General features: G+C 46.4%; 13 protein-coding genes. 4 read left to right on the top strand and 9 right to left on the bottom strand.

The annotated features are described in order from the left end of the window. Positions 1–362 precede the first annotated feature (362 nt). On the top strand, positions 363–2,519 hold the full coding sequence (locus C161_RS21360) for an alpha-amylase family glycosyl hydrolase (RefSeq protein ID WP_156946145.1): 2,157 nt from the start codon (positions 363–365) through the stop codon (positions 2,517–2,519). Positions 2,520–2,667: 148 nt separating this feature from the next. Here C161_RS21360 and C161_RS21365 read toward each other — a convergent pair whose 3' ends face one another. The 4 genes from C161_RS21365 to C161_RS21380 form a co-directional block, all read right to left on the bottom strand. After that, a complete protein-coding gene (locus C161_RS21365; protein WP_051449853.1) occupies positions 2,668–3,954 on the bottom strand; it encodes an MFS transporter in 1,287 nt (428 codons plus the stop codon). 198 nt (positions 3,955–4,152) lie between these two features. After that, a complete protein-coding gene (locus C161_RS21370) occupies positions 4,153–4,989 on the bottom strand; it encodes a sugar ABC transporter permease (protein ID WP_036672604.1) in 837 nt (278 codons plus the stop codon). Next, positions 4,986–6,341 (bottom strand): sugar ABC transporter permease, encoded by a 1,356-nt coding sequence (locus C161_RS21375; RefSeq protein ID WP_051449854.1) that lies wholly within the window; start codon positions 6,339–6,341, stop codon positions 4,986–4,988. The genes C161_RS21370 and C161_RS21375 overlap by 4 nt, the downstream gene beginning before the upstream one ends. A gap of 248 nt (positions 6,342–6,589) precedes the next feature. Then, complete coding sequence (locus C161_RS21380) at positions 6,590–7,876, bottom strand: sugar ABC transporter substrate-binding protein (RefSeq protein ID WP_051449855.1); 1,287 nt, start codon at positions 7,874–7,876, stop codon at positions 6,590–6,592. Positions 7,877–8,322: 446 nt separating this feature from the next. Between C161_RS21380 and C161_RS21385 the strand changes: the two genes are divergently transcribed. Beyond that, entirely contained in the window at positions 8,323–9,357 is a 1,035-nt protein-coding gene (locus C161_RS21385; protein ID WP_036672606.1) for a LacI family DNA-binding transcriptional regulator, read from the top strand. Positions 9,358–9,521: 164 nt separating this feature from the next. On the opposite strand, the gene C161_RS21390 is transcribed toward C161_RS21385, so the two are convergent. After that, positions 9,522–10,280, bottom strand: a complete 759-nt coding sequence (locus C161_RS21390) for an SDR family oxidoreductase (RefSeq protein WP_036672609.1) — start codon at positions 10,278–10,280, stop codon at positions 9,522–9,524. A gap of 192 nt (positions 10,281–10,472) precedes the next feature. Between C161_RS21390 and C161_RS21395 the strand changes: the two genes are divergently transcribed. Continuing rightward, on the top strand, positions 10,473–11,060 hold the full coding sequence (locus C161_RS21395; RefSeq protein WP_036672611.1) for a TetR/AcrR family transcriptional regulator: 588 nt from the start codon (positions 10,473–10,475) through the stop codon (positions 11,058–11,060). 149 nt (positions 11,061–11,209) lie between these two features. Next, positions 11,210–11,761, top strand: coding sequence for a hypothetical protein (locus C161_RS21400; RefSeq protein ID WP_133120430.1), 552 nt, complete (start codon positions 11,210–11,212; stop codon positions 11,759–11,761). Positions 11,762–11,884: 123 nt separating this feature from the next. Here the strand turns inward: C161_RS21400 and C161_RS21405 are convergent, their stop codons facing one another. The 4 genes from C161_RS21405 to C161_RS21420 all read right to left on the bottom strand — a co-directional run bounded on the left by C161_RS21405 (position 11,885) and on the right by C161_RS21420 (position 16,938). Further along, entirely contained in the window at positions 11,885–13,024 is a 1,140-nt protein-coding gene (locus tag C161_RS21405) for a toxic anion resistance protein (RefSeq protein ID WP_017690481.1), read from the bottom strand. Positions 13,025–13,260: 236 nt separating this feature from the next. Beyond that, positions 13,261–14,949, bottom strand: coding sequence for a vWA domain-containing protein (locus C161_RS21410; RefSeq protein ID WP_036672616.1), 1,689 nt, complete (start codon positions 14,947–14,949; stop codon positions 13,261–13,263). Positions 14,950–14,964: 15 nt separating this feature from the next. Continuing rightward, complete coding sequence (locus tag C161_RS21415; RefSeq protein WP_156946148.1) at positions 14,965–15,693, bottom strand: hypothetical protein; 729 nt, start codon at positions 15,691–15,693, stop codon at positions 14,965–14,967. 678 nt (positions 15,694–16,371) lie between these two features. After that, positions 16,372–16,938, bottom strand: coding sequence for a Uma2 family endonuclease (locus C161_RS21420; RefSeq protein WP_036672619.1), 567 nt, complete (start codon positions 16,936–16,938; stop codon positions 16,372–16,374). Positions 16,939–16,960 lie beyond the last annotated feature (22 nt).

A 16,960-nucleotide genomic window follows, 5' to 3' on the forward strand; every position in this document is an offset into this window, starting at 1 on the left:
CACGTAAGTGTTCCGGGATACATAGCCCTTATATTGTGAATCTGCGAATAGTTTAAATCCCCGGACGTGCTTTTGTAAACATAAAAATAGAAAATAAATGCTCCCAAAAAAGTTATTGACATAAGATCCAATATTTCTTACGATAACGTTGTGATCATAACTCGAGGGCCATGCTTTTAAACCTGAGCGGTTTAGGACAACCCCGGTAACTCCCGAAGGAGATGCCGGGGTTGTTGGCGTGTCAAAAGGAGGGAAGTCTTCAATCCACTGCGTAACACTTCGCTGTATTGAAAGCGCTATTATTCAAGAGCCAGGTTGGTTGTTTATCTAAACTACTACATTCACGAGAAGGGTGGATTACTATGTTTCAAATGGCCAAACGTGTACTCCTCAGCACAACACTGACACTCAGTTTACTTGCAGGGGGCGCACTTCCCTATCTGCCTGCTTCAGCGATCTATGCCGATGCGGATACCGCGGTTACAAACAAGCAGAACTTTAGTACAGACGTCATCTATCAGATCTTTACGGACCGCTTCCTGGACGGCAATCCTTCCAACAATCCTACCGGAGCTGCCTACGATGCCACTTGTAGTAATCTGAAGTTGTACTGCGGAGGCGACTGGCAGGGTTTGATCAACAAAATCAACGATAACTATTTTAGCGATCTGGGCGTTACGGCATTGTGGATCTCCCAACCGGTCGAAAATATCTTTGCCACGATCAACTACGGCGGCGTAATCAACACAGCGTATCATGGCTACTGGGCACGTGATTTCAAGAAGACCAATCCGTATTTCGGAACGATGGCTGATTTTCAAAATCTGATTACAACCGCTCATGCCAAAGGTATCAAGATCGTCATTGACTTTGCACCGAACCATACGTCTCCTGCCATGGAAACCGATACATCCTTTGCTGAGAATGGCAAGTTGTACGATAACGGTAATCTTGTTGGCGGATACACAAATGATACAAATGGATATTTCCATCACAACGGCGGCTCCGATTTTTCCTCCCTGGAGAATGGTATCTACAAAAACCTCTATGACCTCGCTGACCTGAATCACAATAACAGTACCATTGATCAATATTTCAAAGATGCAATCAAGCTATGGCTGGATATGGGCGTGGATGGCATTCGTGTTGATGCGGTGAAACATATGCCTCTCGGCTGGCAAAAGAGCTGGATGTCTTCCATCTATGCACATAAACCTGTATTCACCTTTGGTGAATGGTTCCTGGGATCCGCTGCATCGGATGCGGATAACACGGAATTTGCCAATGAATCCGGGATGAGCCTGCTCGATTTTCGCTTTAATTCTGCCGTGCGTGACGTCTTCCGGGATAACACATCCAACATGTATGCTCTGGATTCGATGATTACAGGCACAGCGGCAGATTACAATCAGGTGAATGACCAGGTCACGTTCATCGACAACCATGATATGGATCGGTTCAAAACAAGTGCCGTGAACAACCGTCGTCTGGAACAGGCGTTGGCCTTTACGCTGACTTCACGCGGCGTACCTGCCATCTATTATGGTACCGAGCAGTATCTGACTGGAAACGGAGACCCTGATAATCGGGCCAAAATGCCTTCCTTCTCCAAAACAACCACTGCTTTTAACGTGATCAGCAAACTGGCCCCTCTGCGCAAATCCAATCCAGCAATCGCCTATGGCTCTACTCAGCAACGCTGGATCAATAATGATGTGTACGTCTATGAACGCAAATTTGGCAAAAGTGTAGCTGTTGTTGCGGTGAACCGTAATCTCTCCACACCAGCAAGCATTGCGAATCTAAGCACTTCACTGCCAACAGGCAACTACACCGATGTACTGGGCGGTGCACTGAACGGTAATAACATCACTTCCACCAATGGCAACGTCTCTTCCTTCACATTGGCAGCCGGAGCAACCGCGGTCTGGCAGTATACAACGAGCGAAACAACACCAACCATCGGGCATGTGGGTCCGGTGATGGGCAAACCGGGTAATGTCGTTACCATTAGCGGACGTGGATTCGGCTCCACCAAAGGTACCGTATACTTCGGTACAACATCTGTTACCGGTGCTGCGATCACATCCTGGGAAGATACGCAGATCAAAGTAACGATCCCAGCGGTAGCCGCAGGCAATTATGCTGTGAAAGTAGCTGCGAACGGCGTTAACAGCAATGCGTATAACAACTTTACCATTCTTACGGGTGATCAGGTCACTGTACGATTTGTCATTAATAATGCGTCCACCACACTGGGTCAGAACATCTATCTGACAGGTAACGTGGCAGAACTGGGCAATTGGAGTACGGGCACAACAGCTATCGGCCCTGCTTTCAATCAGGTCATCCACGCCTACCCAACTTGGTACTATGATGTGAGCGTGCCAGCCGGGAAACAACTGGAGTTCAAATTTTTCAAGAAAAATGGTGCAATCATTACATGGGAAGGTGGTTCCAACCACACGTTCACCACACCAACCAGCGGTACAGCCACAGTTAATGTAAACTGGCAATAGAACATTCAGTCCACAAGGTAACCCGGAGTTACGCTAACGCAGCGTATGCTCCGGGTTTTGCTATTGGATTATGCTATATAAATTGAACAAATGATCGTGTAAATGTTTATAGTTCAACTAATATAGAATGGATCTATATCTCACATTTCTAATGATAGGTTCGAATCGACTTCAATGTTGTAGTGGCCAGAATACCTGTCGCCAGCAGTAATATGCCCACGCCTTGCAGCACAGAAGCTGCCCCCCACTGATCTGCCAATACGGAGACAACAGTCAATCCCAGAATAGGCGCTGTACTGGTGATTGTTCCTACTACGCCATAGACCCTTCCTTGCAGCTCGTCTGGAACGGCTGTCCTCAGCATAATCTGGGTGAGCATCGTACAGCACGCGAACATCGCACCTCCGCCCACGATTAACGGCAACACCATGATTGGAGAGGATACATTCGCCAAAAAAATATAAATCGGACCTAATACAATCAGACCGATAAACACCCATCTCCCTCTTCGCTTCAATCGTTTTCCCGAAGCAATCAACAATGCAGAGCCAATCATGTATCCGAGTGGAATACAGGTTTCAATTAATCCAAACTGCACCGGATTCGCCTCCCATACCTTGACCGCCATCACTTGAACCAGCATCATGGCTGACATGAAAAATAATATCAGCAACGGATTGAGCAATACGATGGATCGGATCAAAGGATTCCGATAGATGTAGGCAAACGAACTACGCCATTCCTGAGCAAACGTGGTCTGCTGACTAACGGATCGCTGTACCTCAGGAAAGCGGCCCGCCATCAGCACACAGACTGCGGACAACAGAAAGGTTGCCCCTGTAATTAATATGGCAACGAATCCACCAAATGCAGCAACAGCAACTCCCGCCGTCGCTAGTCCACTGATTCGGGCAAGATTATCCACCATATGAATGGTTCCAGTTGCTTGTTGAATATGCTCCCTGCCCACCATACTTGCTACAGAGGCGTGGAATGCAGGGGCCTGAAACAGGCTTGAAAACATGGAGAGTGAGAGCAACAGCAGCACCACCGGAAACGGAGCATGCCAGCCGAACAAGCTAACTGCAATCAGCACAGCCATCACACCGCGGAATACATCCGAGGCCAGCATCAGCTTCCTGCGATCCAATCGGTCTGCAACCGTACCCGCCACCGATCCAAACAGAAAACTGACGGCCATATTGCAGATCTGTACGGCCGCCATGCTCTTTGCACTGCCTGTGGTCTGTAACACCCACAGGCTGATCGCAATCCCATTGAAGCAATCCCCAAAAACCGAGATGCCGTAGCCGTACAAAATCCTGCGAAAGGTAACATTACGCCAAAGTGCTGGGGGAGCTTTAGTATTATGCAATACAGCTTGTCCATCTTGGTATCCGATAATCTCGGGCTCACTGGACGGGTTCATGCCCATACATCACGTTCCTCCCTAATCATGATTCGAGCCCATACAGAATCAGGCACTTCCGCAGCAGTGCCAGTCGACAAAGACATGACATCACGGAAGTGCCTGAGTTAAGTGAGTGTTACGCTATCGAGACTAATCATGCCGTCGTTAGCTTAGCTGATGATATTGTCTCTAGACCTATAATGTTTCTTGCTGAGTCTGCGTTTACCCTTTCGAAGCTCCTGCCGTCAGACCCTGAACAAGGAATCGCTGCAGGAAAACGAACAGCAGTGTAATTGGAATGGCGATCAGAACCGCCCCCGCAGCAAACATCGTAAAGTTACTGTCCTGGTACCGGTTGACCAGATCCCACATGCCTACCGCAAGCGTCCAGTTCTCCTTCGTCCGCAGTACCAGCCGGGCGAAGATAAAGTCCATCCATGCCCCCGTAAAGCTGGTCAGCGCCACGTAGGTCAGCATTGGCTTGGATAAGGGCAGGATGATGCTGGTGAATACCCGCAGATGACTTGCACCATCCATGCGCGCCGCTTCGTCCAGGCTGCGCGGGATGGTGTCAAAGAAACCTTTGACGATAAATCCGCCCAGTACCGCTCCTGATGAATAAACCAGGATGAGCGCAGCGTGGGTGTCGAGCAATTTAATTTGCAGCAAAATGATATAGATTGCAATCATGCTCATGAAACTCGGGAACATGCCGAGAATCAGCATGGTGGAGAGAATGGTTTTACGTCCACGGAAGCGGAAACGGGACAAGGCATACATCCCAAGTGTCACCATCAACGTGGAGAAGATCATCGTGAAAAAGGCAATTTTCAGCGTATTCATATACCATCTGCCGTACATAAAAGACGGGTTATTAAACAGCTCCCCGTAATGGGTCAACGTGAATGCTTCCGGCCATAACCGTTCACTGAACAATGCCGCGCCGGGTCTCAGGGAAGAGAGAACGATCCAGAGCACCGGATAGATGGAGACAACGGCGATGATCAGCAACAGCACATAACTCAGAGCCAGACGCAGCGGATTATTACGTGTCTTCATTGAATCATGTCCTCCTCCTTGAATGATTTGGAGCGGCGGAAGTTCCAGATAGAGAATGAAGCGATAATGAGGAAGATGATGATACCTACCGCTGAAGCCATGTTGAATTTGTTATTGTCGAGTGTGAGCTTGTAGAGCCAGGTTACCAGCAGGTCCGTTGCCCCTGCGTACTGGTAGTCTCCCCGTAATGGATTCCCGTTGGTCAGTAGGAAGATGACATTGAAGTTGTTGAAGTTTCCGGCGAACTGCATGATAAGTACCGGAGTTGTGGCAAAAAGAATGAACGGCATCGTAATGATCCGAAACTTCTGAAACGCGGATGCTCCGTCCACTTCGGCAGCCTCGTAGAGATCACGAGGGATGGCCGTCAATACACCCAGAATCAACACCATACTGACCGGAATACCAATCCACATGTTGACGACAATAACGGTGACCTTGGCCCAGAACGGATCTGTCAGCCAGGGTAATCCCTCCAGCCCAAATGCTCTCATGTACGTATTGATCGGACCAAACTGACCATTGAACAAATTACGCATAAGCAGCAAGGAGATGATCTGTGGGATCGCATAAGGCAAAATAAAGATCGTCCGCCACAGCTTTTTGAAGCGTATGCCCCGCTGTTCAATTAACAGTGCTACTAACACGCCGCCAAAATAGGTGGTGACTGTAGCCAGAATGGCCCAGATGACCGTCCAAGTGAGCACGCCGTAAAATGTCTGGCTCCAGGATTTCAATTGAATCAGATCACTGAACGTCTTGAAGCCCACCCAGTCCACAAGTTTGGCTGGCGGAATATGATCCGGGGCCGAATAGTTGGTAAACGCGATCGTGATCGTAAACAGGATGGGCATAACGGTGAAGAAAAGAATACCTAGTGCCGGGATGGACAGGAACAGATACGGAAAGTTTTTGTCCATCATGTTTCGAAGCGATGCCGCTGCGCCCAAGGTCTGTTTCCCTTCCTCCCTGGCGAGTCCCGTGACGTACGCATCCCGAATATTCAGAATGTAGATCAGGATAAACACAAAAAACACCAGCAATACGATAATGCCATCAAGCAGCAAAAAGATGGAATGGTCTCCCCTTTGAAGTACGGTGGACCCATTCACTTTGACAAAACGCTGTGTATTTTCCCCCAGTGTCCATATGCCCCATACAGCCTGTGACAGGCGAGGAAGCAGGTACGCAAGCCCTGCTCCCTCCAGTAACAGTAGACAAATTCCCTTAATCCATTGTCGATTGTACAGCTGTCCAAGACCTTGCAGTATGATGGAACATATGGCCGCTGTCATCCGGTGCTGTCTTTCCCTGTTCGGTCCAACAGGCACCGGGACATGCAGCTGTTGCATTCGCTCTCTCCTCCCTGCCTATTGCTAACCTGTATACATTGAACAAAAGTGTACTTACACTGACCACTCCGATGACAGAACAAGCTTCCGATCGGTGATAAAGGCGAGCCTATGCTTCCGAAGTAGCTTTCTTTCAGAAAGCTTTTAGCTTCACTTCTTCAGCTTCCTTCTGTCCTCTCCGTTTTTGTGTAAATATGAAGTTCAATTTATGCAGCTCTTATGCATATCTTCGGATTCGCCGTTCGTCCTTATTGGACGGTTGCGAGGCTTTCCTGGATCTGTTTCACAGCATTGTCCAGCGATGCCTTTACGTCCTTATCGGTATCCCATATATCCGTAATAGCCGAAGTGATTGGTCCCCATACGCTGTCCATGGCAGGAAGCGAAGGCATTGGTGTTGAGTTATTGAACTGTTCCAGGAATGCCTTATTGATTGAGTCCTCTTGCAACTTCGGATCAGCAGCTACGTTTTTGTTCGCAGGAAGTGTACCGTTCAGGTCAAAGTTCTCCATCTGAGCTTCTTCATTGGAAAGGAACGCTGCCAAGAGCTTCGACGCATTCGGGTATTGTGTAAATGCATTCACATAATAGGCTTTAACACCTGAGAAGGAGGTCATCGGTTTACCATCGATTGCCGGAAGCGGAGCAACGCCAAAATCAATACCTGCATTGCGATAATCGGCAATGGTCCACGGACCGTTAATGTCCATAGCCAGCTTGCCGCTGGAGAATAATCCTTTTTTGATATCATAGTTCACGTCACCCATCTTAAGCGGCAGCACTTCCGACTTCAGCGTCTGCAAGAACTGTCCGCCCTTCTGGGCACCTTCGTTATTCAGACCGAGATCCGCGCTATCCATCCCGTTGTCTCCAAAAATATAACCGCCCTGTGAAGCCAGGAACGCATAGTTATAGTAAAATTGCTGCAATTCCCACATCAGCGCATACTGATTGGACTTCACATTATTGAACGTCTTAGCGAAACTGATAATCTCATCAAAGTTTTTCGGAGCTTCTGGATAGAGTGCCTTGTTATAGAAAAGGGCGTAGGTCTCCACGCTGTACGGATAGCCGTACAGGATATCCTTGAACGTCACTGCCTTCAGCGCGTTGTCGCTGGTGTTCCCTACGGTCTCTGCTTCAAATATGTCATTGGGCAGAATAAGTCCCGCCTCTGAAGCGCTACCAATCTTATCATGTGGGAAAACAACGACATCTGCCGCCAGACCCGCTGGGCCATCCGTCGTCAGCTTGGTTACCTGATCGGTTGGAGGCAACTCCTCCATTTTGACCGTTACCCCATATTTTTCTTCGAATTTTTTGGCTCTTTGTTCAATAAAGCTGCTTTGATTTTTATCCTCCCAGATCACCAGCGTTGCACCTTCTTCAGGCTGAAGGTTCTCGGCTGTCAGCTCTACAACTTCCTCCGGATTCTCACCTGCCGTAGTTGGAGATGGACTTCCGCCTCCAGCCCCGCACGCAGCCAGTGTAAAAGCCATCATGACGGACAATGTTGCCCCTTGCCATTTTCTCATGTAAAATGTCCCCTTCCCTCTGCTTGGTCCAACAAAGTTCGCGCTTTTCACCCTTTTGTCTGCGTATGTTGTCAGGTTTTGCATCCCATATTCCATTTTGTACAAACGTTTGCTCAAATGGGAGACAAGATGACCTCTCCGTTCAATATGTAGGGGTAAACAAGTCAAGAAGTATGTAATTCCACTGATGTAAGCGCTACAATAACAATCACATCATACAATAACGATCTTTATTTGCACAAACGTTTGCACAAGCCATATTTGCTCAATTTTAACCAATTTCCTTCTTCTACCTACAGTAATTTCCTGTTTCCTTGTTCTGACTCTTTCTTCCTTAATTTCACTTCACGTGCATCCCTTACTCGGCAGTTAGCAATTGATTTCTCGTATCCTTTGGATTACCATAGGAGAATATTTATACGATTGTTCAGAAGGGATTTTTTTACATGATTACGATCAAGGATATTGCCAAATTGGCGGGTGTTTCCCCTTCTACAGTGTCACGGGTGATTTCCAACCATCCTAGAATCAGCACCAAAACGTCTCTCAAAGTGAAGCAAATTATGAAAGAATTGAACTACCATCCCAACATCATCGCGAAAAGCCTGGTTTCCAAAACAACACATACCCTTGGGATTATGCTTCCGCGTCCTGCAGAAGAGTTGTTTCAAAATTACTTTTTCGGGGAACTGCTCCGAGGTATTATTACACATGCCACCCGTATGAATTATGAATTGCTGCTAACAACCGAAACATCATCAGACAATGAATTGCATGCGATATCCCGCCTTGTGCATGGCCGTAGAGTTGATGGTATTTTGCTGCTTGGGTCCAAGCGAGACGATCCCATCATTTCATTTTTGGAAGCGGAAAAGTTTCCTTTTGTGTTAATCGGTCGCAGTGAAGCTCATCCAAATGCCCCCATGGTGGATAACGATAATGTGCAGACCGCTTATGATGCGACTCATCATCTAATCGCTCAGGGACATACTCGAATCGGATTTGTCAGCGGTCCTCCGGACATTACGTTATCGCATGATCGTATGTTAGGATACCAAAAAGCGCTTGCCCAAGCCGGGCTGGATGCGGATAGTGATTGGATTGTGGAAGGCGAATTTCTGCAGGAAAGTGGATTCAGAGCGATGTCGCTGTTCATGTCCTTGCCGGACAGACCCACCGCAATTGTTGTCATCGATGACAACGTGGCCTTTGGGGTATTGAGAGCTCTTGCCGAGCTTCATTATCTGGTGCCTGAAGATATCAGTGTGGTCAGTTTTAACAATATTGCATTATCGGAACTGGCTTCTCCACCCCTAAGCTCTATCGACATCGGGACTTATCAGCTTGGTTATACAGCCGTTCAGGTATTGTTAAAAATTCTTAGTGGGGAACCACAGCTTCATAATCCGGTCATTATCCCCCATCGTCTGATCGTGCGTGAATCCTCACTCTTTTCCAAACCAAGGCCACCCTCAGATTGATTCATTTCGGGTTTCCGTGTAGTAATGCAAACGTTTGTCCTACACGGAATATGATGCTGTTATCCACCGTGCATAGGTGCAAAAAAAGAAGCCGCATATACTCATGCGGCTTCCTTAATTCACACACTATTTCCGTACTCCATGCTTGTCTGCACTTGAATGGATTAATAAGAGCTCCAGCCAGCATCTGCTGTAACGACAGTTCCGTTCACGAAGCTGGACTCGTCAGATCCAAGGAACAAAGCCACTTTGGCAATCTCTTCGCTTGTCCCGATGCGTGGGTTGATTGCCATCCCAAGCTGTTGCCGCCCTGCACCGAAATGACTAATACCGGTCATGGATGTGCTGATATTGGTTGCCACAGCGCCTGGAGCGATCGCATTACAGCGAATGCCTTGCTCAGCATACATATACCCTGTATTTTTGGTGAAGCCCACGACCGCATGTTTGGACGCCGTATAAGCTGCTCCCGCACGTCCACCGTGCAATCCACCTGCCGAAGCAATGTTCACGATGACACCTTTTTGTTTTTCCAGGAAAATCGGCAATACTTTACGTGTTGTCCGCATCACACTGGTTGTGTTCACAGCAAACAATCTTTCCCACTTCTCATCCGTTATATCAGCTGCAGGCTCCATGCCATCCATAATGCCCGCATTGTTAATTAGAATATCTACTGTACCGTATGTGCTCACCGTCGTATCGATCAGATTTTGCACATCTTCTTCTTTGGCTACATTGGCCAGAACGACAATCGCTTCTCCGCCCTGTGCCTTAATATCATTCACTACCGCTTGTGCCGATTCTTCGTTAATATCCGATACAACGACTTTCGCGCCTTCTTGAGCATACAACGTGGCAATTGCTTTCCCCATACCTGAACCAGCACCTGTAACAACTGCAACTTTATCTTGAAGTTTCATTCCATGTATCCTCCTTTGTGTATTCGTTTACAATAAGTTAACAAACAAATGTTCATTAACTCTTATCCTTAGTATAATAAGTCATAGCGTTTCACTTCAATCAGTAAAAGCTTGTCCAATTGTACGTTAAACAACACTACTAAGCCTGAATGTACTTTAACTAATAAAGTGAACTCGCGAGGAGGTAAATAGATGTCTGAAACTCTGAATTCGATGGACCGAAGAATTAAGAAATCAAAAGTTGCACTGAAGGATGCACTCATCCATTTGATGCAAAAACATCCCTTTAAAGAAATATCGATTACGGATATTGTGCAGCGAGCCGACCTGAATCGGGGAACTTTCTACAGGCATTATCAGTACAAAGAAGACCTGTTCAACGAAATTATCGATGATGTGATTCAGGATCTGGTAACTTCTTTCCGTAAACCCTATCAGGATGAGGAAGAGTTCCAAGTCAATCTGATGCCCTCTTCGGCGATCACTATATTTGAGCATGTACACCAGCACGCACAATTCTACACATTGGTTGTGAAATCTGAGGCCTCCTCCAACTTCCAGCGTATGATCTGTGATGTTCTTCGGGATCTGGCTTTACAGGATCTGAACCACATCTTCCCTCCGCACATCAACCATGAAATATTGGCAAGCTACCAATCTCATGCGATATTTGGCATGATTATGGAGTGGATCAGACAAGATTTCAAGCATAGCCCCGCCTACATGGCTGAAGAGTTGTTCAAGATCATCCATTACAAGCCTGACAATGTCGTGTTATAAAACTGAAATTTTGAATCATCTTACTTCCCTTTATTAGGGTGATTGAGATTAATTTCAAGAAAGCTTCCCACCAAAATTATGTAAATGTATTCCTGTAATTTCTGGTAATGATATGTTAGGTTATCCAATGGAATACAAACAAAAGGAGGATGACATTACATTTGAAGAAGTCGTGGATTATATCATTGATTACCAGTTTTGTTTTGCTTGGCGGAGTGCTTCTCTCTCCAGCCACTTCTGCTGATGCAGCCAAAGTAGCAACCTCTACATATTCAGATTTAGATCAGAGTTATGCAGAATTTAAAGAGTACACTAATCAGTTATTTGCTCTCGAAACTTATGAGGCCAAAGCCTTCACAGCTTTGGAAAGCATCGACACCCAGGTAACTTCAACCAATCGCAAGTCCATGTATCTTAAACTTACGAATACGGTGATCCCCAATTATACAAAATTGGTATCCAAGGCAAAACAAATCAAGCCTACCAACCCGCAAATCAAGAAAATCCACGCTACATTTGTTAAGGCAAGTTACACTCAGCTCGAAGGATACCTGTTGTACCAAAAGGCAGTATCCAAGAACAAAGTGAATTACACGTTACTAAAACAAGGTAATGCCAAAGTAAACACCGCTAGTGTTCTAATGGATCAATGCGAACAACAGTTATACGCCTATGCAAGAAGCTTGGGGTATGACAGTTAGTACCTATCTTCATAGAAGCCCAAAAAGCGACCGTTCCTCATGTTTAATGAGGAACGGTCGCTTCTTTTTCTAATTATAAATAAAGAGGACAATCAAATAGGTATTTATTTCTCTCTCTCCTTATCACAGCCCCAGCTTTTGCCCTTTCTCCAACCGCTGAATCTGTTGCTCGCCGGTATCCGCAAGTTCACGGAACTGGTTAATCGTCTCACGCATTCTTGGCAGAGCTTCCTGCTTATAAAGACTAATCGAATCGAGCGCCGACAGCACATCGGTGAACGCCTGTTTCATCGTATCCACGGAGATGCTGGCTTCATACGCCTGCTTCTGAATGGCAATTCCCTGATCCTTGAGCATCTTGGATGTTCCGGCGATCAGATCGTTGGTTGTCTGGTTCAGCAACTCAATTTTCTGCAATACAATCTTCTGATTATACAAAGCACTTGCTACTGTAACGGCAATTTTCAATGCCGAGATCGTTACATTCTTCGCACGGTCTACGCCTCGGATCAGTTCCTTGTTGTTGCGAATCACCACTTCAATCGCCATGATACCCTGCTGGTTCACGACTAACATCTGCTGCAGATCCATCACCCGCTGACGGAGTGGGAACAACACTTCTTCCGTAATAAACCGGACTTTCTCGGGGTCCTCATTGCGGACCTTGGCGGCTTCAATCTGCGCGTCGATGGACTCATCCATGAGCACGCCAAGCTGGATTTCCTTTTGCAATCGCTTTGTGAGTTCTCGCAGGTTCTGTTGTTCGATCTCCAGCGTTGTATTATCGTTACGCAGGGTGGATCTGCCTTTATCCAAAGAGGTTACGATGTCAGCGATGACTGCGTCAGCCTTCTGGTATTTCAGGAAATAGGCGCGAAGCGGATTGAACAATTTCCCAAGGAAACCGGTCTTGGCAAAGTCGACCACACTCGGGTCGAGATCCTTCAGTTGCATATGCAGCTCGGTCAAACCTTTGGCGACCTGACCGCCCTCGTCTCCCGTCTTGGACAGATGTCCAACGGAGACTTGAAGCAAGGCGTTTTTCTCAGAAGAGGATCTCATCGTGTTCATGCCAAAGCCGTCAATGGATTGTAAAATCTCTTTGCGCTTCTCTAGGGATTCGAGATCCAGTGTCATGATCATCTCTACGTTGGCATTTGCCACTTGTTGAAGCTCCGCGACCTCGGCGGGCACGGGTTTCACCTCTTCTTCAATCACCTTCTGAATTTCCTTCTGGCTCGGTATTTCCATTGAAAATGACATCTACAGTTCCCCCTTTAAATACGTGCTGTAAAATGATTGATATTCCACGCGAGTGACTCCGATTGCAGTACCATCCTCCGATCGCTGTTATCCCCATATTTCTTCATTTTCCTCATTAATCGGTTGAAATCTGGTGATAGCGTATGCTTCCGAAGCAGCTTTCTTTCAGAAAGCTTTTAGGCGAACGCTACGCTTCTTCAGATCGGTTCTGCACTCTACGTCTTCGTGTTATAAATTTACATCTGTACGTTAAACAGGTTTCCAATCTTGTATACGACATCGTCGGTATCGGCATTGATGCTTGCGGCTTCGTTAATGCTGGAGATGCTCTCCAAAGCCTTGATGTCCGCGTTGTACCCAATCGTATAGATTGGCACTTTGTACGTTTCGACCAGATCCCGGATATCCTTGAGGGTATGACCTTCGTTGGTCTCGCCATCACTCAGGACAAAGATCAGCGGCTTCACGTTTGGATCAGCAGCCATATAATCTTCCAGCATCTTCATCGCCACCACGATCCCGTCAAAGGTCGCCGTACCACCGCCAGCTTGCAGACTATCAACTGTTCCGACAAACATGGACTGCTGGTTCGTATCATACTTGGCAATCGGCAGATTCACGGTTACCCCACTGGAGTAAGAAACTAATCCAATACTGTTCTCGGTGCCCAGGTACTTCTGACCTTTGCGCAAAGACTCCTTCAGTCGGTTAAGCGGCTCGCCATCCATGCTTCCGGACACGTCTGTCACGAACACGGCGGCAATTGGTTTACTGCCGTTCTTCTTCTCTTTCCATACTTTCTGTGCAGACAGCAACGTGCCGCCATCCACAGTGGCCAGCTCGGATTTGTAATCCTGTAACCCATTGAAACCGAACTCCTCCGCCGATTGTTGGTACTTCGCCTGGGTTACGAATTCCGCAAACTTCTGGATAATCTCTTGTTTGTTCTGTGGCAATTGTCCCAATGCATACAGCGGGCTATCATGTCTCACGCCAAATGGTGTAAAGACGTAACCACTCTTCAGATCAGCGGTATTCACATACGTCTGGTATTCGAGTACAAAGGCATCCAGTCTGCCTGACTTGGCAGCCTCCCGCATCTGAATGGTTGTCGACGCCGTAAACGGCACATTCGTCTGGAATTTCTCAAACCCCTCAATGGCCTTCTCGCCGAGTGGATTGGCACTGTCATACGTATTCAGTGCGGTCACCAGGAAATTCAGTCCTGTGGAGCTGGCAAATGGATCGGTATATCCCATCGCGAGTTCATTGTTGGCAATCGCTTCGGTTACGGTTTTTACATTAACGGAGCCGTACGTATCAACCAGTGCATCATATTTGGCTTTGGAGATGACAATACCCGGAACATTCCCGACCAATCGCTCGGACACCATCTCGGTCTTCACCCCACTGGCCTCAACCATTTCGCCCCACAATTCGTTAGAAGGGGTGAATGCATCCGGCATATACTTACCAGACTTGATATAATCGGTGGCCGTACCGGAGGCAATGTTGCGGATTTTGACCGATACCTGTTTCCCACCAACGGTAATGTTTGCTTTGTTGAATTCCTCCCCTACCTCAGTTAACCAGCCATCTATCCCACTGCCAGACTTCTCTGGGGAAGAGAAAATTTCGACGTAATCATTCGTTGTATTCTCTACAGCAATCGGAAATTTCGAGATATCCGGTAGTGATTCTGCTACGTCGACCGGATCAAGATCAATCTGTCCTTTGACCGGTTCCGCCGTCGCTGGCGCAATGTCCGCGTACAGTTTTCCCAGTTCCTTACCTGCATTCTCTGTGCTCACCTGTGTGGTTGACTTGCCAAAGTTCGACGTCAGTGTAATCCCTGCATAGACCAGACCAAATACGAGTACCAGCATTACAATCGATATGAAAAAAAACTTTCCCTTCTTGGCCATACGAGCAACCCCTCACTATCTGTATAATTTGGTGTGCTTGATTAACTGATCAATCTCCTGCATACAAGGCATCTGTTCAATATCTCCGGCTTCAAAGCTGTCGAGGCGTGAAATCTCGAGTAACAACTGATCGAGCTTGAGCAAAATTTCCTCATTGGTGTGTAATGCATTTTTTACATAAGACAGATAATCGTTGTATACCTTGGTTTTTTCTTGAAAAAGTTTCTGGGGAAGTGTGGAGGATTTGGATTTCATCATGTTGGCATAGTCAGCTTCATCGAATACATTCAACCGGTTTAGCACACTGCGAATGTTCAGGTATAACAACTTCTCCACTTCCAATGTGACCGAAGCAAATTTCTTGTAGCTCAGTTCCCCGGGATCAAACCGTTGATGAAGCACATTCAGGAGGGTTTCTTTTTTCTTTTTCATCCGGCTAAGTTGGGACAGCCCCAGTGTAATATCTTCTTCGAGCACTTTGATGCGTCTATAAAAAGATAGTGCTTCCACATAATCTTCATGCGTTTCGATATGCTTCACGGGCAGGACTACCGGTTGTCTGAACAGCAAGGTGTAACTTCCATATAAGAGTGCCATTGCACTGCCAAACAGAAGGGTAACGGATAGCGCAGTTGTGAATGCGCCCTCCCCAAAATTCAGCCCGATAAAGCCGGGTGAGAATGCGAGAACATTCACAGCCACAATACCGAGGATTAATCCCAACAATTTTATGTACTTGATCATGTTCAATCATCCGACCTCCTTTCATGTTATATATTGGTGCTTCATGTCGTAATTTTCCTATTCAGCTTATTCTTATTGTACATGATGTTAACGCTCTCAGGTGGATATGATTGGATATTTGAATACTCATAATATACGTGGTTTGGGCTTATCCCATTTCATATTTTCAGGGACAACGTGGAACTTGGCAGGAAATTTTGTGGTCAATCCATAAAAAGTGAGTTTTACGAGACAGCAGATTGTGGAGAAGAAATGTTATCAGGTAATACGTGGAAAATAGCTATGCGTGTCATTTTTTATATAAGACTTGTCTGATAAAAAGAGCAATGCAAAAAGGACGAATCGGAGATCATCCGGTTTCGTCCCTTATGCGTTGGCTCATTATTTTTCGTGTTCTTATTAAAATTTTGATGCTGTGTTCTACATCTAACGAACTGAGGTGAGGTTATTTGGTGCATTTCAGCTCATCTGAAAATGTAATGAACCTGAGACCCGTTATATTCGCGTATTAGGTGTAAAAACGTTGTTTATCGCTTATTTCGAATGAAATAGCATCGCTGAGATTCGTTACATTTTCCACCACATCAATATTGCCCATATAAGACGTGTACGGTTCGTTAGAATAAAAAAATGGCCGCCTTATTGCTTCGTCTGTAGCAGACAGATTGACGCTTCGCACTACCTGAACTTGAACAGCGAATCCAACGGAATTACCAATTCAGGATATATAACCGATTGAATCGTTTCCTGCTCTGTATACAGATGACGGGTCTGGTAGCTGCCATCCTCCAGCGTGTACACATGGACGGTTTGATTCCCCGGGTCAACAATCCAGTATTCGTTCACACCATATTTCTGATACAAGTTAAATTTTTCGTTAAAATCCTTTAACGCAGTCGAAGGCGATAACACCTCGACAATTAAAGAAGGTGCGCCGTGGCAGCCACTTTTGGATATCTGGTCTTTGGCGCACACCACCGATAAATCAGGCTGTACAACTTGATCAGGCATATCATATTGTTCATTTTCGCTAAAATACACATCAAAAGGGGCAACAAACACAAAACATTTCCGATTCTGAAAAAAAGTCCGTAAAGAGAAGTGCAGCTCACCCACAATAAACTGGTGCAATGAAGTGGGTGCTGGAGACATATTAAAAGCTTTGCCGTTAATTAATTCCCATGCCCCCTCCCAAGTTAACCAATCCTGAAAGTTATAAGTACCTTTATTATCGGGTTTTGCCACACTTCCAACCTCCTCTTCACTA

This window comes from Paenibacillus sp. FSL R5-192, assembly GCF_000517845.1.
In the GTDB taxonomy this organism is placed as follows: domain Bacteria; phylum Bacillota; class Bacilli; order Paenibacillales; family Paenibacillaceae; genus Paenibacillus; species Paenibacillus amylolyticus.